General features: G+C 45.4%; 25 protein-coding genes. 14 read left to right on the forward strand and 11 right to left on the reverse strand.

The features are described from left to right. Positions 1-384: 384 nt before the first annotated feature. The 9 genes from GZ78_RS29880 to GZ78_RS22070 all read left to right on the forward strand — a co-directional run bounded on the left by GZ78_RS29880 (position 385) and on the right by GZ78_RS22070 (position 5,578). Positions 385-783 (forward strand): hypothetical protein, encoded by a 399-nt coding sequence (locus GZ78_RS29880; protein WP_152558884.1) that lies wholly within the window; start codon positions 385-387, stop codon positions 781-783. 148 nt (positions 784-931) lie between these two features. Next, positions 932-1,417 (forward strand): toll/interleukin-1 receptor domain-containing protein, encoded by a 486-nt coding sequence (locus GZ78_RS22035; RefSeq protein WP_051786441.1) that lies wholly within the window; start codon positions 932-934, stop codon positions 1,415-1,417. A gap of 189 nt (positions 1,418-1,606) precedes the next feature. Next, the gene (locus tag GZ78_RS22040) at positions 1,607-3,475 is read left to right on the forward strand and encodes an STAND family AAA ATPase (protein WP_456236236.1); all 1,869 of its coding nucleotides are present in this window, start codon (positions 1,607-1,609) and stop codon (positions 3,473-3,475) included. Positions 3,476-3,645: 170 nt separating this feature from the next. After that, positions 3,646-4,065 (forward strand): HI0074 family nucleotidyltransferase substrate-binding subunit, encoded by a 420-nt coding sequence (locus GZ78_RS22045; RefSeq protein WP_051786443.1) that lies wholly within the window; start codon positions 3,646-3,648, stop codon positions 4,063-4,065. Continuing rightward, entirely contained in the window at positions 4,062-4,364 is a 303-nt protein-coding gene (locus tag GZ78_RS22050) for a nucleotidyltransferase family protein (RefSeq protein WP_034841001.1), read from the forward strand. The genes GZ78_RS22045 and GZ78_RS22050 overlap by 4 nt, the downstream gene beginning before the upstream one ends. Before the next feature lie 72 nt (positions 4,365-4,436). Beyond that, a complete protein-coding gene (locus GZ78_RS22055; protein ID WP_034841003.1) occupies positions 4,437-4,664 on the forward strand; it encodes an AbrB/MazE/SpoVT family DNA-binding domain-containing protein in 228 nt (75 codons plus the stop codon). Then, the gene (locus GZ78_RS22060; RefSeq protein ID WP_034841004.1) at positions 4,651-5,088 is read left to right on the forward strand and encodes a PIN domain-containing protein; all 438 of its coding nucleotides are present in this window, start codon (positions 4,651-4,653) and stop codon (positions 5,086-5,088) included. The genes GZ78_RS22055 and GZ78_RS22060 overlap by 14 nt, the downstream gene beginning before the upstream one ends. Before the next feature lie 82 nt (positions 5,089-5,170). Beyond that, positions 5,171-5,356: a hypothetical protein gene (locus GZ78_RS22065; RefSeq protein ID WP_034841007.1), complete on the forward strand. Its 186-nt coding sequence runs from the start codon at positions 5,171-5,173 to the stop codon at positions 5,354-5,356. Between the two features lie 15 nt (positions 5,357-5,371). Beyond that, positions 5,372-5,578: a type I restriction endonuclease gene (locus GZ78_RS22070; RefSeq protein WP_034841009.1), complete on the forward strand. Its 207-nt coding sequence runs from the start codon at positions 5,372-5,374 to the stop codon at positions 5,576-5,578. Between the two features lie 143 nt (positions 5,579-5,721). Here the strand turns inward: GZ78_RS22070 and GZ78_RS22075 are convergent, their stop codons facing one another. From GZ78_RS22075 to GZ78_RS22085, 3 genes are all read right to left on the reverse strand, one after another. Beyond that, on the reverse strand, positions 5,722-6,948 hold the full coding sequence (locus GZ78_RS22075) for an IS1096 element passenger TnpR family protein (protein WP_034841011.1): 1,227 nt from the start codon (positions 6,946-6,948) through the stop codon (positions 5,722-5,724). Position 6,949: 1 nt separating this feature from the next. Continuing rightward, complete coding sequence (locus GZ78_RS22080; RefSeq protein ID WP_034841013.1) at positions 6,950-7,489, reverse strand: DUF6155 family protein; 540 nt, start codon at positions 7,487-7,489, stop codon at positions 6,950-6,952. Between the two features lie 718 nt (positions 7,490-8,207). Next, positions 8,208-9,317, reverse strand: coding sequence for a hypothetical protein (locus GZ78_RS22085; protein WP_034841015.1), 1,110 nt, complete (start codon positions 9,315-9,317; stop codon positions 8,208-8,210). A gap of 150 nt (positions 9,318-9,467) precedes the next feature. Between GZ78_RS22085 and GZ78_RS22090 the strand changes: the two genes are divergently transcribed. Then, positions 9,468-10,232, forward strand: a complete 765-nt coding sequence (locus GZ78_RS22090; protein WP_034841016.1) for a phytanoyl-CoA dioxygenase family protein — start codon at positions 9,468-9,470, stop codon at positions 10,230-10,232. Positions 10,233-10,337: 105 nt separating this feature from the next. Here GZ78_RS22090 and GZ78_RS22095 read toward each other — a convergent pair whose 3' ends face one another. Continuing rightward, a complete protein-coding gene (locus tag GZ78_RS22095) occupies positions 10,338-10,652 on the reverse strand; it encodes an SEL1-like repeat protein (protein WP_034841019.1) in 315 nt (104 codons plus the stop codon). Between the two features lie 101 nt (positions 10,653-10,753). After that, entirely contained in the window at positions 10,754-11,698 is a 945-nt protein-coding gene (locus GZ78_RS22100; protein ID WP_051786444.1) for a LysR family transcriptional regulator, read from the reverse strand. Positions 11,699-11,795: 97 nt separating this feature from the next. Between GZ78_RS22100 and GZ78_RS22105 the strand changes: the two genes are divergently transcribed. Genes GZ78_RS22105 through GZ78_RS22115 form a run of 3 tightly spaced genes read left to right on the forward strand, consistent with a single transcriptional unit; the run spans position 11,796 to position 14,674 of the window. Continuing rightward, positions 11,796-12,806 (forward strand): NADP-dependent oxidoreductase, encoded by a 1,011-nt coding sequence (locus tag GZ78_RS22105; protein WP_034841166.1) that lies wholly within the window; start codon positions 11,796-11,798, stop codon positions 12,804-12,806. A 14-nt stretch (positions 12,807-12,820) separates the two neighbouring features. After that, positions 12,821-13,978 (forward strand): iron-containing alcohol dehydrogenase, encoded by a 1,158-nt coding sequence (locus GZ78_RS22110; protein ID WP_034841022.1) that lies wholly within the window; start codon positions 12,821-12,823, stop codon positions 13,976-13,978. Positions 13,979-13,996: 18 nt separating this feature from the next. Beyond that, positions 13,997-14,674, forward strand: coding sequence for a type 1 glutamine amidotransferase domain-containing protein (locus GZ78_RS22115; RefSeq protein WP_034841024.1), 678 nt, complete (start codon positions 13,997-13,999; stop codon positions 14,672-14,674). An 81-nt stretch (positions 14,675-14,755) separates the two neighbouring features. Here the strand turns inward: GZ78_RS22115 and GZ78_RS22120 are convergent, their stop codons facing one another. From GZ78_RS22120 to GZ78_RS22130, 3 genes are all read right to left on the reverse strand, one after another. Beyond that, positions 14,756-15,739, reverse strand: coding sequence for a succinylglutamate desuccinylase/aspartoacylase family protein (locus GZ78_RS22120; protein WP_034841027.1), 984 nt, complete (start codon positions 15,737-15,739; stop codon positions 14,756-14,758). An 85-nt stretch (positions 15,740-15,824) separates the two neighbouring features. Beyond that, on the reverse strand, positions 15,825-17,351 hold the full coding sequence (gene yfcC / locus GZ78_RS22125; protein WP_081869988.1) for a putative basic amino acid antiporter YfcC: 1,527 nt from the start codon (positions 17,349-17,351) through the stop codon (positions 15,825-15,827). Positions 17,352-17,470: 119 nt separating this feature from the next. Then, entirely contained in the window at positions 17,471-18,184 is a 714-nt protein-coding gene (locus GZ78_RS22130) for an SDR family oxidoreductase (RefSeq protein ID WP_034841171.1), read from the reverse strand. A 385-nt stretch (positions 18,185-18,569) separates the two neighbouring features. Here GZ78_RS22130 and GZ78_RS22135 point away from each other — a divergent pair, with 385 nt between their 5' ends. After that, positions 18,570-19,199 carry a deoxynucleoside kinase gene (locus tag GZ78_RS22135; protein WP_034841029.1) on the forward strand — a complete coding sequence of 210 codons (630 nt, stop codon included), beginning with the start codon at positions 18,570-18,572 and terminating at the stop codon, positions 19,197-19,199. A gap of 61 nt (positions 19,200-19,260) precedes the next feature. Here the strand turns inward: GZ78_RS22135 and GZ78_RS22140 are convergent, their stop codons facing one another. From GZ78_RS22140 to GZ78_RS22150, 3 genes are all read right to left on the reverse strand, one after another. Further along, the gene (locus tag GZ78_RS22140; RefSeq protein WP_034841031.1) at positions 19,261-20,571 is read right to left on the reverse strand and encodes a hypothetical protein; all 1,311 of its coding nucleotides are present in this window, start codon (positions 20,569-20,571) and stop codon (positions 19,261-19,263) included. Between the two features lie 216 nt (positions 20,572-20,787). Next, on the reverse strand, positions 20,788-21,927 hold the full coding sequence (locus tag GZ78_RS22145) for an enoyl-CoA hydratase/isomerase family protein (protein ID WP_201772778.1): 1,140 nt from the start codon (positions 21,925-21,927) through the stop codon (positions 20,788-20,790). 284 nt (positions 21,928-22,211) lie between these two features. Then, complete coding sequence (locus GZ78_RS22150) at positions 22,212-23,489, reverse strand: 2-hydroxycarboxylate transporter family protein (protein ID WP_236631651.1); 1,278 nt, start codon at positions 23,487-23,489, stop codon at positions 22,212-22,214. Between the last annotated feature and the right edge of the window lie 31 nt (positions 23,490-23,520).

A 23,520-nucleotide genomic window follows, 5' to 3' on the forward strand; every position in this document is an offset into this window, starting at 1 on the left:
TTTTTACCCTGAGAAGTTCTCTAAAAAATTCCCCACTTTTGCGTTTTTGGCGGGGAATTTTTTCTCGTTTTAAAACAGTTGGTTGTACGCGTTTTCGGGTATACCCTGATTTTCAAGCTTTCTCCTACCCACCGCCTATCGGTAATGCATTAATGGGTTAACAGTTAATCCTCTCTACTGCTATTACCTACTCATTCACCGCCACCAGCCGCATAAATCCTTTCACACTTAAGGCATTTAGAAATAAACACAGGGTTTTACTACTGGCCGACAGGCGGTGGAAATGAGTACAATCTTATCATCTTAAAAATCACCCCTCAGAGCTATCGAGTCCCATGCTTTGCCAGCCTTTAAACGACCATGGCTATATCTCCGGGTGGTAGCGTGTCTAATTCTTACCTAGTTTCCGTCCAAAAACTCTGCACTCCTTATGTAGCAGGACGTAACGTCAAAAACAGGACTTTTGTTTTTACCCCTGAAACCCTTGATTCCCGTAGGCTCTGGAAAAAACTTGCAATTTTCAAGTCATTTCCAGAGTCTTCAATTCGCTACGTATCCGGTGGCTCAAGGGCTAGAGTTTTTGGACGGGAACTACCTACTTTCGAGTACTCCATGGATTCAACCGGTCAACAGTTTCTCAACAGTCTTGAGAAAAAACTCTGGGCAAGCGCCGTCGGTCAACTGATCGACAACTCTCTGGAAGCCATCGAACACGACAACCCCAAAGGCGTACAATGCTACACCCAACTTCAGATCAACTTGAGCTGTGCCAAAACAGGCTGAAGTGCTTACTAACCAGTGGAGTAGCCTCAACCAACAAAAATATTGGACGGGCAGCCTGGTTTGGTATTTGCCAAAGGAATGACTGTGATTAACTAGTCGAGTCAATCACTATCTTCTCTCTATAATTTTAATCTCTGGATGATAAAAAGTGCTCAATGTATTCGTAAGCTACGCTCATGCCGACGAACAGTATAAAGATGAATTTCGAAAGCATGCGGCAGCTTTAAGACGGAACAAGATAATTTCATTATGGAACGATAGAGAGATTGTCGCAGGACAAGAATGGGAATCAGAAATCACGGAAAATCTTGAACAAGCAGATATTATACTTCTGCTCATAAGTCCTGACTTTCTCGACTCAGACTTTTGCTATGACATTGAAATGGAGAGAGCAGTCCAACGTCATGATGAAGGCTCCGCTACTGTTGTACCTATCATTCTGAAAGATTGTGACTGGGCTGAAACACCATTCGCAAAAATTCAGGGCGTTCCCAAAGATGCTAAAGCTGTAGTTACCTGGTCAGATAGAGACACTGCATGGCTGGATGCCATTCGGTCCATAAAAAAAGCTATTGAAGAGCATAAAAAAAAATTCCAGCAGTCCCTACCTCACCACAGAGCAACCAAGATCTAATTTCAGATTCTGTCAGTCAGTGGATAAATGATACTGCTGTTGAATTCACCCACAGAAAAAAAGACCGAGTTACACTCCCTGACATATATATAGAACCGGACCTCAAAAGATTAAGAGCCGACCTTAATAAGATAGAAAATTTCCATACAATAAAAACAATATCCAAAGATGGATATTTCCTCGTCTTTGGTGATACCCAATCGGGAAAGACATCCCTCACAAAAAAAAATGTTCGCAGAGCTTTTCAATGCCGGTTATTTCCCAACAGTCATTGACGCAGAAAAGGTAAAACAAGCCGACATAGCTCCTCTAGTCAGAAAAACTCAAAAACAGCAATTTAGTGAAATAACACCAGAGCTAAAATATCGAAAAAGAGCTCTAATCATTGATGATTTCTCGAAGATAAAACTCAATAAAAAATATATCGAGAGCTTCATCAAGAACTGCAAAGAATCAAACAGCATTTGTATCTTTATCTGTTTGGACTCGTATCAGTACATTGCTCCTGAGATTGAGGAATTTGACGATTTCGATTTTTATGAGATCATCCCTTTTGGTAATATCAAAAGAACTGAGCTTATTGAAAAGTGGGTTTCTATGGGGCAAGAAGAGACGATTGAAGACAAATCGCTCTATAAAAAAACAGACAATATAAAGTCGAAAATAGACTCAATGGTGAGAAAAAAAATTATCCCACCAAAGCCACTATATCTTTTGACTCTCCTTCAAATGCTGGAGTCTTATACCCCACAAAAGTTAGAGCTTACCTCGCATGGCCATTGCTACCAGCACCTAGTTTATAAAGCACTGGAAAACTCAAAAATCCCCAATCAGGAAATAGACAAGTATTTAAATGTTCTTACCGAACTTGGTTGGTACGTCTTTGACCAGAAAAAGACTGAACTAAACGAACAAGATTTAAATACCTTCTTCGATGAATACAGAAAAAAATATTTAGCAGTCGACAGCCAAGACATAATCGAAAACTTAATTAGATGCAGCATATTAGAGAAAAGAGAATATGGAACTTCCTTTAAATACCTCTACATCTACTACTTTTTTGCTGCAAAGAGGATGGCTGATACATTTAGAAATGATAATCACGTAAAGGACTCAATATCAGACTTGCTACACAACCTCCATAAAGAAGACTCTGCCAACATCATAATCTTTATTACCCACCACACTAAAGATGACTGGATTATTGATGAGCTCCAACTATGCCTAATGGGACTATTTGAAAGTCAAGAGCCTGCACACCTTGAAGCAGAAAAGCTCACCTTTATGAGTGAGTTCATTGATGACATTCCAGACCTAGTCATAGAGAGAAGAAAAATTAGAGATGAAAGATTAAAGCATGAGCAATTAAAAGATGAAGCTGACAATAAATCCAAAGAAATAGATAAACAGATAGAGCAATCAGAGTCTACTGATATACTCGCAAGAATAAATAAGACTTTCAAAGGAATTGAAATAGCAGGGCAAATCATAAACAACAGACATGCTTCATTGACAAAGCACAATTTATACCAACTTATTAATGAAGGCATAACAACAGGTCTTAGATTTCTTGGATACTTCCTAACTATAGCTGACAGCTCTAAAACTGAAGTAATTAAGATCATTGAACATCATCTTAAAGAACACCCGAATTTAACCAATAAAGAAGTTCAGAAAGCAGCAGAAAGTACATTTCTTTTCTTAACATACGGTACAATTCTTGGTGTAATTAAAAAAGTATCTACTTCTATAGGATCTGCCGAGGCACAAGAAATATATAAAGAAATAGACAGAGATTTTGATACCAGTTCTATCAACCTAATAAACCAAGCTATCGACCTTCATTTTCATAAAAGTCTGAATTTCAGTGAAATTGAGCGATTGAATAAAAAATTCACCAATAACCCTACCTGCGCAAGAATTCTTAAGGAAATAATTGTTCAACACACATATATGTTTCCTGTTGAATACAAAGACAAACAGAGAATCTCTTCAATGCTGAATATACCAATGAATACCCAAAGGAATATGGATAGGAAAAAACAGATCAAACAGTGATCCCAAAACAAAACTATTGACTCGTTCCCACGGTCCTCCGTGGGAATGAATCCCCAACAATAACGCTCCCACGCTGGAGCATGGGAGCCAGAAAAGCCCGGCCAAAGGAATATTGCCTGCGGCAAAATTCCTGACGATACTGACAACATAACCCCAACAAAGGCCCAACCATGACACTGGACACCACAGGTATCACCCAGGCACTCACCCCCCTTAACAATGCGCTGGAACTGCTGGACGAAACCGCTTCTGACAACGAACGTCTGCGGCTGGCCCTGCAGGATTCCGTGGTGCAGCGTTTTGAATACACCTACGAAATGAGCTGGAAGCTGATGAAACGCTGGATCAGCGACAACGTCAGCCCGGAAGACAGCGAACCCGGCTGGTCACGGCGCGAACTGTACCGGTTGGCGGCCAAAACCGGCCTGATTGCGGAACCAAAACGGTGGTTTGCCTACCATGAAGCCCGGAATGTTTCTTCTCACACCTACCATAAAGCCAGCGCCGCAAAAGTGATGGCCGTGGTCAGGGAGTTCGCCACCGACACCGCCTGCCTGGTTCAAGTGATCAATGAACAGGAACCATCATGATTGATCTCAACAGGGAAGACGCCAAAATACTGAAGCAGCTTCTTCAGCAACATGTGCCCGATTGCGAGGTTCGCGCCTTCGGCTCAAGGGTCACGGGCAAGGCCCGCCGCTATTCCGACCTCGACCTGGTGCTGACCCCCTCCAGCGGCCAGCCCCTGCCGCTGGAGCAGCTATCAGGCCTGCAGGAAGCCCTGGCCTGCTCGGACATCAGTATTATTATTGATCTTCATGACTGGTTCGCCATACCGGATCATTTCAAAAACACCATTAACACGCAGAGCGTTCCCCTGACTCTGTAAAACTTTACTTTTGACATATAGTAAAGATCTATTACGATGAATCTTGCTTCTCAACAGTAAAGAGGTCCAACCATGCCCAGAGTCAGCGCCAAGCGACAGATCACCCTGCCCATGGATCAGTGCCGCCAAGCAGGCATTGAACCCGGTGATGAGTACGAGAGTTTTGTCGATCATAACGGCCATATCACTATTATCCGCAAGGAAGCGGGAGCCGCTGAAGGCCTGCTGAAAGATCTCCAGCCCGACCCTAACCTGACCGATGAGGACTCCCTGCAGGACGCTATGCATGATCGCCATTGATACCAATGTGTTGCTTCGCTATCTGCTGCAGGACGACGAGAAACAGTCACAAAAAGCGACCGCCCTCATTCACTCCTGCTCTTCGGTGCTGGTTACGGATGTTGTTCTCTGCGAAACGCTCTGGACACTCAAAGGTAAAAAATACCAGCTGGCTCGATCAGACCTTCTTGCTGTCATTGACCGTTTGTTTCGGGAGCGAAACATCCGTTTTGAAGAAGGTCAGGTTATCTGGAGAGCATACCGGGATTTTGCAGAGGCAGTCCCTGTCAAAATTGCTGGTGGCAAGAAAAAATGGCCTGATTTTGCCGACATCTTGATCATTAACAAAGCCCGGCATATGGCTGAAGCTGAACGTGAGACCTTTGAGGGTGCCTTTACATTCGATATCGCTGCCCAGCAAATCGATGGAGCTGAACGTCCATAAACGACAAATGACCTAAACCGCTTTTTCCCGTAAGATGGGTAGGAACCCAGACACCTGCCTATCTGATGGAATAGAGCCGTTTATGACCAGCCAGCCTTTCAACGAAGCCAACACCATAGAAGCCGCCCTGATCGATAAACTCACCACTGGTCGCGGCCCGAAGTGGGATTTCGTCAACGGTGAACAACTCCCCAAACAAGCCGGTGATGTACTGATTGGTGAGTACCTGCACGATGCCCTGTGCAAACTGAACCCGAAGCTCTCGTAAGAGAACGCTGATGAGGTGATCTACAAACTTAAAGGCGTACTGCTGGAAGCCAAAAACAGCGGTTTAGTACGGGCCAATGAGCAGTTTATGGAATGGCTGCTAGCAGAGAAGTCGTTGCCCTTCGGTGAAGATGGCGAGCATATCACTATTCGGCTGATCGACTTTGATCAGCCGGAGAACAACCATTATGTGATGTCTCAACAATTGCTATCTCTTGTGTAGCGTCTCTGACGAGGTGGCTACTGCCGGTAAGCAACATTACCGGCAGTGTGGAACACTTTGGAGAGTTCAGGTCTGGGGCTATGTACCAGGCTTTGTTTTAGCAGGTTCGAACTGCGGGCCTCCAGAGGAGGCTAGGTTAGGCATTAACGGTTGGCCTTAACCACACAGTGCTCCCTTGGGGGCTCACCTTTCCGGTCAGTTACGGTAATTGAGTCGCTTTTTTCGTTTATTCCGTCTTTTATGTCCAGAACAAACTCCCAGGGGTCGTTTAAATCGTATAAAAGGCGGAGCTGATCACCGGGTGTTGGTTGAAGATCCTTCAGGTTGGTGTCATCGGTATAATCAGTGTGCCGTGGTTTTAACAGAGGGTCGGCAATCTTATATATATCGCCATAAGAATCCTCATAGATAAAGCAGTGAAGATGCTGATTGCTAAACGAAAATGCTGCCAGAATCGCTTTAGCTAATTGCTCCAGAGTTGCATTGGCAGGCACCATGAGTGTTCTTCGGCATTTGTAGGCATACATTGATGCATTGATGATGTAGCTGTCTTGCAATTGTTCAGCTATTGGATGCAGCAGCTGTTTCAAGTCATTACGCCATTGCCGGACCACTTTCAGCATGCCGTCATTTTCATAGAGTATGTCCTCGCAGCCATCGGGCATGGCTAGTCCATGAAGATCAATGGATTTCTGGAAAGCATTAAACAAGACGACGCCCAGAGAGGTAAATTGCAGATGTGTTAGTTGAGTGGTGGTTTGCCACTGGACGTTAGCCAGACCAAACAGTTTAAGTAATGCAATATTATAAGTGCCGAAACTGGTAGGAAGTGCTTCAAGGCTTATATCTGAAACAGGGTCTTCATTAAAAGCGAGCTGTCTGAGAAAATTAACACCACTGCAGCTCAGCGGGCGGTGCCCCCTGCCATGCAGTTCTTCACCAATAATGTCTGAACTGCCCCTGGTCAGCCAGCCATCCAGCAGGCTGAAATACTGTTCTACAGGTCTCATCTGTCGCCACTGTGCCACCATACTTTCGTTAATGACCAGTTGCAGTTTGTTGGTTCCCTTTATAATAACTCGACCCAGTCCAGAGGCTCGAACCAGCAGGTACAGCCCGAGTGCTGATGGGTAATGAATGGTAAGAGGGCGCTTGAGCTCAGGGTAGTCCGGGGCTGTAAGCCCTTCATTCAGGAGTGCGGTCCATTTTTGAACCGGCTGTCGTTTCCCTTTACTTAAAGGAACGGGTTTTTCCATAATCAGGTCCAGGAAGATATTAAAATCTTTAACGACAGAGTCGGGTTCTGTTTCAGAGAAGCACTGGGTTTGAATGGTTTTCAGCGAATCAGAGGGAAGTTTGATAAGATTCATTTTATTTGATCTCGCTCACGTAGGAATCGTAAGCTTCTGACAAGGCATCGTGGAAACCCCAGCCCATTTGCGAGGTTTTTTCTAATATATCGCACAGGCGGTCATCAAATGTCTGGATAAGCCCCTCTTTTGTGATGAATTTGACAGCATTTTCATACATGCTTTCCATACTGCAATAAAATGGCTCATCAATATCGCCATACTCGCGAGTACACCAAACACCAGACTCCACAAAAGTTAGCATGATATCAGCAAGACCCGCATTGGAACATGAGACTTTCTTATAATCCGAGATCGCCTTTCTCGCTACAGATGCCCGCATACGAGGAAATTGTCTCCGTCCCGAGGGAATGTATTCATCCCTGACAATCTTTTTGTACTTTTCCAGCACTACACAATCGTCATTAAAGAAAGAAGCTTGATAGAACTCTTTTACATTGCTGAACCTCTTATAGAGGTGAGCAATTTCCTCGACCAGCTCGTTCTGGGTCTTTTTTCTTAACTGTTTTTTCAGTTCAGTCAGGTTGGGCTTTTTGGACATAGCTAAATTTACTTCAAGAGATTATGAAGGAGTTACTGGTTAGCAGAGGTGCTATGGAGTGCGGGCTCTGTTCACAATAAATGTTGGTAATATATGAAGTACCGCTGGCTGCCTTGCTGTTATAAGGATTCACTAAAATCCTGACTGCCTCAGTACTACTGATTTTGAGAAGATTACCAACACTTACTGTGAACAGAGCCAGAGTGCGTATTATTGCTTTTATTCGGAAACATTGGTAGCAATGTTAATGCCTCTTACCGATAGTGTGGAACACTGGTGTGAAGCGTTTTGGAGAGTTCCGGCCTGGGATTATGGAATACCAGAGCTGGTGCTTGTCAACATAGTTGCCACTTCGGATAAGTACTCTCACCATTGAAAAACTGCTATCACTCTGAATTTGTAGAAAAATAAAGAGAAAATTTAGGGCGATAAGAAAGCCTGTTGCGCATTTATGAGAAGGGCTAAGAGAGGGGGTAAAGCGGCTACCAGCCATAGGAGTGGGTGCGTAAATTATGAGAAAATTGTTTAAATTTGTCGTTGCCCCTTCGCCATTCAAAAGCCCCTGTCAGCATAAAGCTGATCAGGGGCTTTTTTTCATTAAACTCTACTCATCAACTATCTTCGTTTGACCCTTTCACTGATAAATTCCAAGTGGCTTGAGGTTATCCATTCTTTACCCAAGTCAACCTGGTAACAACTTAACCAACAAAGAAAAGTGTCACTTTTTGGGCTGATAAAGAAAGTAGTGAACATTGGCCCCGACCTGATGCTCATAAGCCAGCTTTTTATAAATCCTGTTCAACAACTCCTCCTGAGTATAAAACTCAGCTTCCGAATCCTGGGTAAGATAGTAAGGCTGAACAACAAACATTTGCAGGTCAGAATTATAGAAGATGACGGCCTGAGAATTACCAAAACCCTGAGTTCCCTGATTCTGAATACCAAATTCGATAATTAAATCTCCCTGCAACAGATAACTGATGATTCTGCTGTTTTCCGTTCCAATACCCTGAGCTAACTCGGCCGCAGCGAGCGAAGCACCTTGCTGACCTATGGAAGACTGCTCTTGAACCAGCTGAGACAATGCACTCGATAGACAGATGAAACCAGCCAGGCAGAGCACATTATTAAAAACATCATTATTAGCATTCGACGCTAGAAAAGGCGTCACGACATTCTCGTAAAAACTATAAAGCACCCCTTCCGGTGTTGGCGTTGGTTTTGCTAAATCCGGAGCCATTGCCCAGGCTCCAGCACCTGCCTGAGGAGCATCGATATGGGGAGTATCAACATGGGTAGAATCAATCTGGCAAGTTTCAATCCCACTGGATTCAGTATGGCTCGCTCCAAGACTGATACTGAAATGCTGACTGGCTAACTTTTGAGTTAAAGCATCAACCAGGCCACCCAGTACCTGCTGATCAACACTCTGACCACTTTTAAAGATTCCTCCCGAAGTATCAGAGCCTGAACTTGCAAAAACAGCCACCACAGGCTTGCTGACGATAGATGTTAATCTCCCGGGCGATATTAACTCTGCATCTGATACATCACTCACCCCCTGTAGCGGAGTACCTTCATCGTCATCCGACATATCATCAAGATAATCATCATCGTAATCCTCTTCTTCCTCATCCGTCTCTTTCAGCTCTTCTTTAGGCTTATCCTTGTACTGGAACTTACACACCTTGCAGTTAGCGACACCATCGTTGTTCGGAGGATTATCTGTTTTACCACATAACGGACATAGAATGGCCTGAGCACCCATACTAAAAGACAGACTCAACAACAGGCTAATGACTGCAAAAAACAGCTTGTGATCGACCATGATACTTTTGAATGCTTATTATCGGACTGGTAAGTTTAGACAAAGAAAAAATATCGACTCAGATTCTTGTTCTGCTCGAAAGAGCAGATAGATAAAGGTCATTAATGAGCCTGAGTTACCATCCATTCATGTCGTATAGTTCACCCTGTAATGAAAAATAACTACATCAAGAACGGCTACATTTACCTGCCAGACTTTTTCACCGACAAGGAACTGTCAGAGATCAAACCTGTGCTATTAAAGTTCCATAAAGCCTGGATAGCTGACAATCAGCCGTTCTACCATGAGAAAGCAGTCAACTCTGCTTATCTGACCGGGACAAAATACCTGAATAATTTAGAACGGCTGGTACTCTTCAAACTCATTGCCTCTGAAAAGATCGCTTACTTACTTCAGTCACTGCCTTTTCAAAACCCTGCTTTTATGAATACTCAACTATTCTTTAATCCGCACAACCCCCATCAAAAAAATTACTGGCATAGAGACCCGCAGTACCACTTGCCTGAAGAGCAACAGAAGCAGGCTCTGAAAGGCCCTGAAGTGATTCATTTACGGATCCCTCTTGAGAACGAACCGGGTATAGAGTTGATTCCCGGCACTCATAAGAACTGGGATTCAAAGGAAGAACTGGCAATCAGGCTGGAAAAAAATGGAAAAAAGAATCATGAAAACCTGTCAACAGGAAAAGTCATACCTCTACAGAAAGGCGACTTATTGCTCTTCTCTGCCAATATGATTCACAGGGGTCTTTATGGAAAAGACCGACTGGCACTGGATGTTCTGTTTTGCGAAGCCGACCCTGAACTTCTTAGCTTCGCTGATAAAAACTGTATGCCAGACGAAGCCTCAATGAATCTTATCGACCGTCCGGAACCTTTTGCAAACACACTCAGGATAATGACAAAGCAGCCATAAAGACTGTTGTATCTGAGACCATTTTGAGATGAACTATAGAAACCAAAGTGCCCTGAGATAACCCTCAGGGCAAAATCATTTTCAGAGCTGCAACTTTAAACCCAATCAATTTTTTCTTAACAGCTCAAGCTGCATAATTGACTGTGCAAACCCCTGACCCGCGGCCAGTTCATAATACGTTTTGGAGAGCGTTTTATTCATGGGGGTGCCATGACCCAGTTGATACATTCTGGCTACCCAGTGCTGAGCACAATCCAGGCCATTATCGGCCTCTACCTTAAGCACCTCAAATGCCTTGGCGTACTCACCATCAATATAAATGGCCAGTCCGGATGAACAACGTTGATTATCAACCGTTTCTTCAGCAAACGATTGCAAAGGCAATAAAACCAGTAACACCAACAGTCCCATAGCTTTCATACCAAACACTCCCTGTTTGTTTATGCTTTTCCATAATGACAGAAAATTAAGAAAGAAATGAAATTTTTCTTTTCAAATCTGTCTAATCAATCACAGGTTATTTAAACGGTGCATTCCAACTGAAGTTTGTTGATCTTTTGAGTCAACTCATCATAAACCAATTGCCTGAACCAGATATGTGCAGGTTCTTTCATATGTCGCTCATGCCAAATAATGGAATAAGTAAAGGGTTGCTGCTCCATAGGAAAGGGCAATATTTCCAGACCGTAGTGTCCAGCACAGCTTCTGGCCAGACCATATGGCACTGTCAGGATATAATCGGTATTAGCAACGAGTGCCAGTGCCGCAACAAAATGCGGAACTCTCAGCGCAACTCGTCTCGACAAACCTTTCTCTTCCAGCAGATAGTCGACCGCTCCCTTACGTTCGCCCCCCATGGTAATCAACGCATGTGGATGACTGGCGTACTGCTCTATATCCATCCCCTGCTCCACCAGAGGATGAGAGTCTCTTACTACGCAAACAAACTTGTCCTGCCCTACTCCACGCCCGTGAATCATTGCTGGCGCATCCGTTATTGAACAGGTAGCCAAATCCACATTCTGTTGATCCAGTTCATGCAGCAAGTGTGAACGCCAGGGCACAATTTCCAGAGATATGCCCGGAGCTTCTTCACTCAATCGCTTAATGACGTCAGGCAACAAGACCTGCGCTCCGTAATCGGAAGAAGCCATTCTGAAACTGTGCTCAGACTCAGAAGCTATAAAGTTCGGAGGTTCAATTAATTGACCAATATCTTGTAAGGATTTCTGCAACCCCAGAGCTATACCCTGAGCCCTTGGAGTGGGAGCCAACCCTTGAGGCGCACGGGTAAAGAGTGGATCATCAAACAATATCCTCAAACGAGCCAGGCTCCGGCTAATGGCCGGCTGAGTCAGATTCAAACGGCCAGCAGCACGGGTCACACTTCGTTCTTCCAATAACACTTGCAGTACAGGCAACAAGTTCAAATCAGAAGACGACAGATTATCAACAGGCAATATCATTACTCACAATCATGATCACTATAACAATGATGCATTGGAGTCATAATCAGTACAACGATAAATTACCCATGAAATGTCGGTTATTGGAATCCTGCCCATGTTTGTTGAGAAAAGCTGCGAAATTCACCTCACCAGACGTCCAGAAGGACTCCCGAACAAAGAGTGCTTCAAACTGGTCACCCGGACGGTTGCAGAGCTAAAAGAAGGGGAAGTACTGGTTAAAAACCACTGGATGTCTGTAGACCCCTATATGCGTGGGCGCATGATTGACCAGAAAAGCTATGTAGAACCCTTTGCTTTAGACACCCCACTAGAAGGTGGTGCCATTGGAGAAGTCGTAGAATCTCTCAACCCATCACTGCCTGAAGGTACCAGAGTGTCCAGCATGAATGGCTGGCGTGAATACTTTATTTCCAATGGAAAAGATCTTCAGTCTCTACCCGACACATCGGTGGAAGATCAGGCTTTTCTGGGAATACTGGGCATGCCAGGCATGACAGCCTGGGCAGGACTCATGCAGATTGCCAAACTGAAAGAAGGCGACCACGTCTTTGTTTCTGCTGCATCCGGTGCTGTGGGCTCTACCGTTTGCCAAATTGCGAAACTGAAAGGCTGTTATGTGGCTGGCAGCGTTGGCTCTGATGAGAAAGCCCGCTACTTAATGGGAGAGTTAAATGTTGACTCAGTTGTTAATTACAAAACCACCAGTGATTTACAAAGCGACATCGCCAAAGCCTGCCCTGAAGGCATTGATGTTTATTTCGAAAATGTCGGCGGTAAACATCTTGAGGCCGCACTCAACCTAATGAACGAGCACGGTCGTATTGCCGTATGCGGCATGATCGATCAATATAATACAACCAACCCCACTCCCGGACCGTCCAACCTGTCCCAGCTGATTATTAAGAAGCTGAAAATGCAGGGTTTTATTGTGTCAGACCACTGGGAGCATTACCCCGCCTTTGTCCAACAAATGAGCCAGTGGATACAGGAAGGCAAGGTTTCCTGGAAAGAAACTGTTTTTGAAGGTCTCGAACAGGCACCCGAAGCATTCCTGGGGCTTTTTTCTGGCGTAAACACCGGCAAAATGCTGGTAAAACTCAGCTGAGCATTTGAGTATTTATGAAAAATTTTTCCTTTCAAAATCCAACACGCATCCATTTCGGCAAAGGCATGATCGCCCGTATTGCTGAAGAGATCCCCCAGACCGCCAACATACTGATTACCTATGGTGGCGGAAGCATCAAAAAGAATGGCACTCTCCAACAGGTCAGAGAGGCACTCAAAGACCACGCATCAATCACCGAATTTGGGGGTATTGAGCCAAACCCTTCCTATGAAACACTCATGGAAGCTGTTGCTGTAGCCAAACAGGAAGGTATCGATTATCTGTTGGCTGTGGGCGGTGGTTCCGTCATTGACGGCACCAAGTTTATTGCCGCAGCTATCCCTTTTGAAGGCGACCCCTGGACCATACTCAGTGACAATGCAGAGATTCATCAGGCGGTTCCCGCAGGCAATGTTCTGACGCTTCCTGCTACAGGTTCCGAAAGCAACTCAGGCTCTGTCGTCACACGCAGAGCCACGAATGACAAGCTGGCCTTTCTCAGCCCAAAAGTGTACCCACAATTTACTGTGCTGGACCCCGAAACAACCTACAGCCTCCCCCTGGGACAAAGCGCTAACGGTGTGGTTGATGCTTTTGCACACGTTATGGAGCAGTACCTCACTATCCGAGAAAATGCCCCTATTCAGGATCGCTATGCCGAAAGTCTACTCATAACCCTGATCGAACAAGGCCCCATTGTACTTACTCAACCTGAAGATTATGAAACACGAGCAACCATTATGTGGGCTGCCAATCAGGCACTGAACGGCCTTATTGGCCTGGGTGTGCCCCACGACTGGTCAACTCATATGATAGGTCATGAAATCACTGCCCTGTTTGGGCTGGATCATGCTCAAACCCTGGCCATCGTACTCCCTTCAGTCATGCATATTATGAGAGAAGATAAAGCATCCAAGCTGCTTCAGTATGCTGAGAGAGTCTGGGGGATCAGAGAAGGTAACGATCAGGAAAAGATAGATTCAGCCATTAATAAAACCCGGGCATTCTTTGAACAAATGGGCATTAAAACTCGCCTGTCGGACTACGGCATTCAAGAAAGCGCTATTACCGACCTTGTTGACCAGCTGAAACGTCATAAAATGACAGCACTGGGAGAAAACCAAAACATTACTCCTGAAGTTGCCACTCGAATTCTCAGGCATGCAGCCTGACCATAGGGAGATGAGCTTATGAAGGTGTTATTCGTCCTGACTTCCCATGACACATTGGGAGAGACAGGTGAGAAAACCGGTTTCTGGATAGAAGAGTTTGCTGCACCATACTATGTGTTTGCTGACCACAACGTCCAGGTGACCCTGGCCTCACCTGAAGGCAATCAGCCTCCCATTGACCCCAAGAGTGCCTTAGCTGACTTTCAGACTGCAGCTACTCAAAGGTTTGACTCTGACAGCGCCTTGCAAGAAAAACTGTCAAACACGGTCAAACTATCAGAAGTATCCGCCGATGAGTTTGATGCTGTTTTTTACCCGGGCGGCCATGGTCCTTTATGGGATCTGACCCATGACCAGCACTCCATTGCTCTAATAGAAGCTTTTGTTCAGCAGGGGAAACCTGTCTCAGCGGTTTGCCATGCTCCTGCCGTACTGTTGAACGTCAGAAAAGGCGACAATACACCGCTGATCAGTGGCAAAAGAGTCACCGGTTTCAGTAACAGTGAAGAGGCTGCCGTTGGATTAACCGACATCGTCCCCTTTTTACTGGAAGATGAGCTCAGAAACAAAGGTGGACATTACAGCCAGGGAGATGACTGGTCTCCTTACTGTGTGACAGATGGCCTGCTGGTAACCGGGCAAAACCCGGCCTCTTCAGAAGCCGTCGCAGAAGTCGTTTTGTCTCTACTCACTTGACTTTATTCCTCCTCAACGGAACGGGCCCTTGGAAATTATTCCAGAGGCCCTTTTCGTTGAGGAGAAACATTACTGCCTTTGTCAGTTATGAAGCAGCCTTATCAATAAAGCTCCAGGCTCTCTCAAAGGATCGAGGTTCTTGCTTAATACATAACCATCACAGGGAGCGAAATATTGACCGCATTCCTGCCCAAAACTGTCATGCTGAATAACCAGTAACTCTTCTTTTTTTACCTGTTGCCCCATAGCGACCTGAGGAATGAAATACCCTCCGGACTTAGCTCTAATGCTGGTCAGTTTTTTACCCTCATAAGCATTCCGAGACGGGTGTATAGGAGCTTCGGGCAGTACGTTCTCAGACTTCAGTATATTCAGAACTCCCTGAACAGCCCGCTCAACCAGATCCAGTTGCATCAGCTTTCCAGTACCCACTTCAACCGTAATACTGGGAATGTTATTTTGATTCCACACTGTTTCAAGAATGCCAGGATCACCGGGGTCATCCATGATGGCATCAGGTGCCATCCATCTTGCCATAGCAACACAGTCCGAAATCCGATAATCAGCAAATACATAGAGTGGATACTCAGCACCCTTAGTCTGGGTATGCAGGTCAATGGCCTTTTCAGCATTGGGCATCAATAACTTATGCCAGATGGCGCCAATGTATTGCTCAGCAGAACTGCCCTCCTCCTTGCCCGGAAAAACCCGGTTTAAATCGATGGGAGGTGCATCAGGGTCGGAAGGTATAAAGTGCCGGGTGCTGGCATTAATACCTGGCTGATTAATTTCAGGCACAACCATCACAGAGCCATTGATCTCACTGTCTCGAAGCTCTGCAATCAACTTCTGGGCCGTCAATACACCGTTCAGCTCGTCTCCGTGAACCCCCGCCGTAACCACAATGGCTCGCCCGGGCTGCCGGCCTTTTTTCACAAAAACAGGCAACAGCCACCCCTGTCCGGTCGCATTAGTAGAAGGCCTGAACCAGAACTCGTGACATCCGGGGGTCAGGGAGCTGACGTGTAAAGACTCCACCACCTTGCGGCCCTTTAATACTTCCATGGTCTGAAATCTCTCCAGAAAATCCAGCTAATCATACTAACGAAAATGGGCGACCAGAGCCGCCCATTTCTCACTGCACTGCCAATCAGGCAAATCCAGCCAAGTGTGCGCCTACAACAATCACACTGGAAAGAACAAACAACAAAAGAATAAAACGCCAGCAGAATCTTGCCCAGTCGCCCCAATCAATACGGCAAACACCCAGTGTAGCCATTAAGGAAGCAGAGGTTGGCACAATAATGTTGGTCAGGCCATCGCCCAGCTGAAATGCCAGAACGGCTACCTGACGGGTTACACCGGCAATATCTGCCAATGGCGCCATCAATGGCATGGTCAGAGCAGCCTGCCCCGAACCAGAAGTCACAAAGAAATTGAAGACAGACTGAAAGAGATACATAAACCAGGCAGCCACAACCTCAGGCAAACCACTGATAGCACCACCCGCACTGTTCAGAATAGAGTTCAGCACACTGGGCTCTGCAGAGTCACCACCCAGAATCAGCAGTACACCTTTGGCTGCACCCACCAGTAGCGCAGGCGCCAACATAATACCGGCACCTTCCTTAAAAGCTGCAGCAATATCATTGGCAGTCATGGCGTTAAGCCGGAAAATGACACCCAGAATACCTGCGACAATACCCATGGTAAAAAACTGGGAAGCAATTTCTGGCAGATACCAGGCATGGACAACCACACCCCAAACGACCCAAATCGTTGTAGCGGCTACGGTGAGAAGTACCAGTGTGTCACCCAGACCCCAGCGAGATGCTTTGCTTTCCAGAGACTGTTTTTTGAAATGAGCATCGCCTTTCAGACTGAAGGAAGCAGACGGGTTCTTCTTAATACGGCTGGCGTATAAAAGGGTAAAGCCAATACCGATCAGCGTGAAGAACACCCAGATCCCCATTCTCAGACCGGCACCTGAAAGTACCGGTATACCCGCAATACCCTGAGCAACAGCCACAGAGAATGGATTCATCCAGGAAGTAGCAAAACCGATTTGGGTAGCGACATACGTCACCATCACTGTTGTGATCCCATCATAGCCAAGACGAACCATCAGGGGCGCAATGATGATGGCAAAGGCCACCGCCTCTTCTCCCATCCCAAAAACGGCACCGCCTAATGAGAACAACAGGAAAAGCACCGGTATAAAAAGCGCTTCACTGCCTTTCGTCTTGTCAATCAGACGAAGAATACCGTTATCAATGGTACCGGTTCTCATTACGACACCAAACGCGCCGCCAATCACCAGCATAAACATGATGACACCTACGGCAGAACCCCATTTATCACCTGAAACCAGACCTTCAAAGATGAAGTTCATCAGGCCAATGCCGCCACCACTTTCAAACAGACCCACCGTGTTATAGACCAGCTCACCACTTTTATCTGTGGCATAAGCAAAAGAGGATGGGTCAATGGTTTCACGCGTTTTCTCTACACCATCTACCAGATAGGAGATAGTCTGAGAGTCAAAAGAACCCGCTGGAATCAAATAAGTTAAGAGAACGGCCAGAACGCCAATAAAGAAGATCAAAACCAGGGTATCGGGCATGCGCCACTGTCTGGTCTGAACCGCTTGATACACTTCCGCTGTAGTATGACTCATATCAGGTACTACTTACTGCCTAAAAAACGCATAAAGTAGCATAAATAGAGCATAAAAAGTCATGTTAATAGTACTTATAGAAACGCAGAAAAAAGCATCAAAAGTGCGAAATCAACGGATTACCAATCAATCACTGAGCCATCAAAAGCCAGAAACTGCCCCGATTGATCAGGGTTCAAACGACGAATCACATGCAAAATCTGACCCGCTGAAACCCTTGGGCTGAACAACTTATCAGAAGGGACATTTTTCTGAAATGGCTCCGAAAGCCGGGTATCGACAGTACCAGGATGAATAGCAACGACACACCCTTTGGGTAATTTTCTCTGCCACTCAATACTGAGGGTTTTCAAGATCATATTAAGCGCCGCTTTTGAAGCTCTGTAGCTGTACCACCCTCCCAACCGGTTGTCTGAAATACTTCCTACTCTTGCAGAAAGTGCGACAAACCGGGCTGAATCACTGCCTTTAAAAGCATCCATGAAATAACGCGCTAGTAACAATGTGGGTAACACATTAGCTTCAACGGTCTTGAGGAAGAACTCTGGATTAACCTGAGTGATCGATTTTTCGGGCATTTGGGTCAAAGTATGGAGCATACCGACGGCATTAATCACCCAGTCGACTGGACCGACAAGGTCTGAGAGCTTTTTTACGGATTCTGCATCGGTAAGATCAGATGGGTGCCAGTGAACCGAATCATCCTGTAAGTTTATGTCTGGCACGCTTCGAAAAAAAGTGGCATGAACTTCTGCATCGGGAATCTCCTGCAGTATCTCTGCGATTAATGCCTGGCCGATTCCACCTGTACCGCCCGCTACCAGTATCTTCATATAAGCCTCGCTCTGATGCATCAGACCTTTTACGTCAGTGGGTGGTTCCCTGGATCACCCTCTCTCTGAATAATTCTGTATCCGTTTAAATGCATATCACGCTACCTGCCTGTGTCTTACTGGCTAAAAAAGAATCAGAATACAATCGAGAAACAGGTAACTTTATAAGCGAAAAATGATCTACCATCGCAAACTTGACGGTTTTTGCTAGTTGGATTACTTATTGCTGAAAAATCAGCATTCCCCTATCTTGCGCACCTGCTGTGTCATCCCAATGGATGCAGAAATCTCAGTGAAACAACCTTTCCACCCACTGGTTCACATCACTGTACTCTCAGCCCTGACTTAATCAGAAAGATTCGCCGTTAACAGCCCAGGTTCCTTAATGAAGCAGACTAATCACTTTGTTGCTGTCGAAGCCAATATTGCCGCAGGTAAAACCACATTGCTGCCCAGGTTGGCTGAAGCACTGGACTGGGACGCCATTCAGGAGCCTGTAGAAGATCCGGAGTTTACTCGATTATTGACCGAGTTCACCCAAAATCCTTCTGACTCTTCAAAACGCGTTAATTTTCAGCGTTACATTACCGAGCGCAGAGCAGAAATTGTCAAACACCTCCCTAAAGGCAGAAATTATCTGATTGAAAGGTCACTCTACTCTGATCTGATTTTTACTCAGGCTAACTTCCTTTCCATGGAACAGCCTGATACCGACTTTATGCTGCACTACTGTGAGATTCAGCGTAAATTAAGAGAGTATCCAGTGATCAGTGCAGTTGTTTATCTACGCACCACACCAGAAGTTGCCCATGATCGTTTATTAAGCCGAGGCAGAGAAGCAGAAAACGGTACACCGTTTGAATACATTCGAAATATTCACCACTATCACGAGGCTATTCTTCCACAAATCTGTGAGTCGATGAACACGCCTCTGATGACTCTGGACTGGAATGAGTTTGGCTGCGAAAAAGAAGTAGGTAAACAGCTGATGGACATACTGGCCAGAGCAAAATAGTGATGACAGGGTAGCCTCTATCTTAAAGGATAGAGGTTACCTTCATGGAAAGCTTGAATCTTTAAAACTCAACTTTATGACTTTCATACCCACAAGGCTCATACCCATAAAATGGCGATGATCCCCTGTACAGGAGTCTATCCATCACTGGGATACTTATACTTTGAGTGCCTGCAGGTATTCTGAATAGGGGAGTATGATTCACGTTACAAAGATAACTTTCTTTATTATCTTTATAGGATAACGCCAACTCCTCTTTTTCAATATTTTTAAAAGCTCCTGTCCACCGGCTTCGCTCGCCAAACTGCCTGTCAAGGGTATACACACCAGGTAGTTGACCTAACTCCTGAACGGTCAAAGGTCTTACTTTGAGTTCGCCGGATGTAGTATTTACTGCAGAAGCATTGGTAGCAACGAGGACACTCTCCTCAACTCTTTCTTCTAAAATCGCTTTTTCAAATGAGCTGGTCTGAGCTGAAACTAAGCGGGGGCTATTCGCCTGTAAAAAGAAGTCATATCGAAGCAACATCGAGCTTTTAATTTCTTTTTTCAACTTCAGGACAGTATAGAAAGGACGTTCTTCATTTTCCAGAGCCTCTGAGTATTTGTGATCTGAAAATGGGCTCCAGAAAACTGCGCAAGGTTTGCCTTTCCAACGATAGTTATTGCAGAAATCTTCGTAGATTTGTGTCTTTAAGGTCTTACCTGCCAACCTGACAGCCACTTCCTCTGCTAATTTTGGCAAGCTTTCAGCACCTGATCGATAAGGGAGTACATGCAGATAGAAATCAGCTGACAATTGCCCCAGATCACATAAGCCGCTCGCATAAGGCTTACCTATATGAGTGCAATATTGTTCGGTTTTAGTCTCAATATTGAATTTGATAAATTCAGCACTGACTACCATTAAATCTTCTTCAGGCATGCCATTGACCAGCATGACAGCAAGTTTTCTCTTGTCCTCCTTTCCTGAAAATAACCCTTCAACCTCTGCCAATAATTCAGCCCTTTTGCTTTCATAATTAGGGGTTGTCAGCCAGTCTCGAATATATAAATACCATGATACAGGCCTTTTAAAGTAATCTTGTTGGTACACATAACCAAGTAATAGCAAAGTTCCTACTACTTGAACTGCTTTCATCTCTTTACTCTGAGAGGAGAATAAAGCCCAGACAGTAAAGACGGCCATACTAATCTTATCGGTCAAGTGATATTCAACGATAGGATTGGCGCCACGTGACAACCTGGCTTCATGTAATTTTCTAAAGTCTATTTTCTCAGGAGCAGCCCAAACAGAAGGGACGAGCAAGACCATTAAACAAAGCATTACCTTTAAGACATTGATGAATCTAGCCAGCTTTTTTATTCGCATCTTCAAGTTCCTGATAAATTATCAGAAACAGATTAGTTAAATTTACTAAATTCGCCAGAGTATACAGTTAAAATTAATGTGTCTCATATTCGTATTAATAAAACTGCTGCAATAAAAGTTAATGAAACAACAATATAGAAACACCTGCCTTTCCTAAAAATCCCTTCTTATCTTTTCTTGTTTTTAGCTCAATTCCCTTTGAGCTTTCAAAAGAAATCAGAGATTGGAAAGAGGATTAGCTGACTCTCCCCAAGGCGGTGTGAACATTTCTGAAACCTTCTCCTGAGGAACATCTTCTATGACCGAATAAGTCCACTGTGGCTGATTATCCTTATCAACCAGAAGCGCCCTGACGCCTTCCTGCAAATCACCTTTCAATACGCAATTAATAGAAAGTATTAATTCATTTTGAAAGACTTCTTTGAGAGAGTCATATCGACTCCTCTTCAGTTGCTCATAAGCTAAGACCGCAGACAAAGCCGAACCTGTCAGGGCAATATTTTTTGCTTGTTCCAGCCAACTGTCTTCTGTTTGCAGTGCTTTCAGATCGCCAATGATTGCGGAGAGCGTGGGCTTCTCCATCATGCGGGCAATCTGATCACGATGCTCTCTGATTTTTGAGTAGGGCAACCAGCCAGCACTGTTATCTGAATAATGTTGAACAACATCAAAAGTGGCCTGATAGTGATCACCGGACCAGTCTGCCTCCTGAAGAGACTCAATCACATTTTTTCTGAAAGCATGGTCAATAAACCGATTGGCCAACCCCAGATACATGGCATCGGCCGGGTTTAGACGACAACCTGTCAAAGCCATAAAAAGGCCAATTCTGGCAGGTAGTCGATTAAGAACCCATGAGCCACCTACATCAGGATAAAGACCGATCGTAATCTCAGGCATGGCCATTATAGAAGTATCCGTCACGACACGAAAATCAGCGCCGGCCATCAGACCAAAGCCCCCGCCCATAATGACGCCGTTGCCCCAACATATGACGGGTTTACGATAAGTATGAATCAGATAATCCAGACGGTATTCTTTTTCAAAAAATTGCCCTGGTGCGCTTGTATCTCCATCAATAACGCTCTGCCTGAGAGAACGAACATCACCACCTGCACAAAATGCTTTTTCTCCAGCAGCCTGAAGAAAAATACAAACGATGTTCTCGTCATCCTGCCAGAGGGTCAGCTGGTCATAGAGACTGTCGACCATTTTCTTATCGAGGGAATTAAGGCTTCGTTCAGCATTCAGTGTGATGACACCCAATTGATGTCCGGACACTGTATCGAGCCTGTCGAATAGAACCTTTTCGGTCATTTCTTCTTCTCCTGCCATGACCGGCGATAAACCGCTCAATCGTTATCCTGTGCTTACCCAGGGTCACTGGATAAGTATTTATTCCATTCAGTGACCACTAACTATATGAGAGCAACGTGGGCATTTCAAACTCAACCCGCAATCCTATACCCATTGGATTTCAAGATGCTACCAGGCGGCAGCTCGCGAAACCCCACATGCCTGCAAGAAGCAGATGACCGGGATGAGGGAGCGCAGCCAACAACCTCACATCTTCAAGGGTGGTGGGTATAGACGGCCTTCAGAATAACGCCTGGCATGCAGACGCACCTGTTCCGGATGGACTACATCAATCCCAACAGCGCTGTTGCCAAAAGCAAAACAAAAGCACCACCAATTCTTGAAGAGACCTGAGCATAGGGCATGAGATGCATACGACGACTGGCTGATAATACAGCCACATCGCCGGTCCCCCCCATATTAGCCATACAGAGGCCTGCCGTTACCGATGCCTCTATGGGGTAAAAGCCCAGCATCTTTCCGGCCAGACCCGCTCCCAGTATGGCACCCACCACGGTAGTCACCACCAGAATGAAATATTGGACTGAAATCACTTCTGCAACCTGATGAAGGTCCGTAAAACCTACACCAATGCAGGCCAGTAAAGCCGGTGTCAGGGACATCACCATAAAATCACCCCACAATGCTGCTCCCTCTTCAAACCGTGAGGGCATTACTCCCAGTGCCTTTACCAGGCCAACACACAGAATCATTAATGCGTAAGGATGCAGGGAAATCACCAGACTTAACAAATACCCCATGACATAGAAACTGGTCGCCACAAACAAACCAGTTCCCATCTTCGCCAGCTCCGGGATCTGCTCTACTTTCTCATCATCTCTAATGCCCTTCTGGCTCTTCATCAATTTTCCATTGCCTGTCAAACCTGGACTAACCTTACCTATTTTTTCCAGCATACCGGCAGCAATAATGGCCACCAGATTCCCCAGGACAACGGCCGGAACCATTTTAGACAATACACTTGAAGCATCTGAATTCAGAATATTGGCAAAAATCTCTGCCAGTGGTACTGCCCCTGCCCCCATACCACCGCCCATGATAGGCAGACCGACATAGAATACGGCTTCAATAAAACCACTTCCGACCAGCATTCCAACCAGTCCAACCAGAATCAGAGCACCTGAAACACCACCCAGAATGACAGGTAAATACCAGAGAGCAGATCTTAGCAACAGCTGTCGGTCCATACCGAACAGGCTTCCGGTAATAAGACCGGAAATAAACAAGGCAAGAAAACCCTGATTTCGAACAAACTCAGTGACATCAGAACTGATATTGGCAGGAATAATACCCGTGGCTACCATCAGGCTGGAGCCAAAAATCACAACAATTGGCCCTCCCCCCAGGTAATCCCGGATCCAGCCAAGACGCTCTCCCAAAGCGTTCAGCACTCCGCCCAGAGCCATCACAAAAGGAATCAATCCAGCCATACCTGCTGGCAGGTGGCCGGTACAACCAGCAGTAATCAGGACAATACAGAGCAAACTTAACCAGAACAGCACCGCCCGCTGGGGTGACTGAACCCCTGTAATTTGCTGCAATAACATTTCCATCAACTACCGCCGCTATCCG

This window comes from Endozoicomonas numazuensis (assembly GCF_000722635.1).
Lineage (GTDB): Bacteria > Pseudomonadota > Gammaproteobacteria > Pseudomonadales > Endozoicomonadaceae > Endozoicomonas_A > Endozoicomonas_A numazuensis.

Excerpts from the sequence above, each read along its gene's own strand:
- GZ78_RS22045 (WP_051786443.1), top strand. The coding sequence starts at position 3,646 with ATGACACTGGACACCACAGGTATCACCCAGGCACTCACCCCCCTTAAC.
- GZ78_RS22050 (WP_034841001.1), top strand. The coding sequence starts at position 4,062 with ATGATTGATCTCAACAGGGAAGACGCCAAAATACTGAAGCAGCTTCTT.
- GZ78_RS22055 (WP_034841003.1), top strand. The coding sequence starts at position 4,437 with ATGCCCAGAGTCAGCGCCAAGCGACAGATCACCCTGCCCATGGATCAG.
- GZ78_RS22060 (WP_034841004.1), top strand. The coding sequence starts at position 4,651 with ATGATCGCCATTGATACCAATGTGTTGCTTCGCTATCTGCTGCAGGAC.
- GZ78_RS22065 (WP_034841007.1), top strand. The coding sequence starts at position 5,171 with ATGACCAGCCAGCCTTTCAACGAAGCCAACACCATAGAAGCCGCCCTG.
- GZ78_RS22075 (WP_034841011.1), bottom strand. The coding sequence starts at position 6,948 with ATGAATCTTATCAAACTTCCCTCTGATTCGCTGAAAACCATTCAAACC.
- GZ78_RS22080 (WP_034841013.1), bottom strand. The coding sequence starts at position 7,489 with ATGTCCAAAAAGCCCAACCTGACTGAACTGAAAAAACAGTTAAGAAAA.
- GZ78_RS22085 (WP_034841015.1), bottom strand. The coding sequence starts at position 9,317 with ATGGTCGATCACAAGCTGTTTTTTGCAGTCATTAGCCTGTTGTTGAGT.
- GZ78_RS22090 (WP_034841016.1), top strand. The coding sequence starts at position 9,468 with ATGAAAAATAACTACATCAAGAACGGCTACATTTACCTGCCAGACTTT.
- GZ78_RS22095 (WP_034841019.1), bottom strand. The coding sequence starts at position 10,652 with ATGAAAGCTATGGGACTGTTGGTGTTACTGGTTTTATTGCCTTTGCAA.
- GZ78_RS22100 (WP_051786444.1), bottom strand. The coding sequence starts at position 11,698 with ATGATATTGCCTGTTGATAATCTGTCGTCTTCTGATTTGAACTTGTTG.
- GZ78_RS22105 (WP_034841166.1), top strand. The coding sequence starts at position 11,796 with ATGTTTGTTGAGAAAAGCTGCGAAATTCACCTCACCAGACGTCCAGAA.
- GZ78_RS22110 (WP_034841022.1), top strand. The coding sequence starts at position 12,821 with ATGAAAAATTTTTCCTTTCAAAATCCAACACGCATCCATTTCGGCAAA.
- GZ78_RS22115 (WP_034841024.1), top strand. The coding sequence starts at position 13,997 with ATGAAGGTGTTATTCGTCCTGACTTCCCATGACACATTGGGAGAGACA.
- GZ78_RS22120 (WP_034841027.1), bottom strand. The coding sequence starts at position 15,739 with ATGGAAGTATTAAAGGGCCGCAAGGTGGTGGAGTCTTTACACGTCAGC.
- yfcC (WP_081869988.1), bottom strand. The coding sequence starts at position 17,351 with ATGAGTCATACTACAGCGGAAGTGTATCAAGCGGTTCAGACCAGACAG.
- GZ78_RS22130 (WP_034841171.1), bottom strand. The coding sequence starts at position 18,184 with ATGAAGATACTGGTAGCGGGCGGTACAGGTGGAATCGGCCAGGCATTA.
- GZ78_RS22135 (WP_034841029.1), top strand. The coding sequence starts at position 18,570 with ATGAAGCAGACTAATCACTTTGTTGCTGTCGAAGCCAATATTGCCGCA.
- GZ78_RS22140 (WP_034841031.1), bottom strand. The coding sequence starts at position 20,571 with ATGCGAATAAAAAAGCTGGCTAGATTCATCAATGTCTTAAAGGTAATG.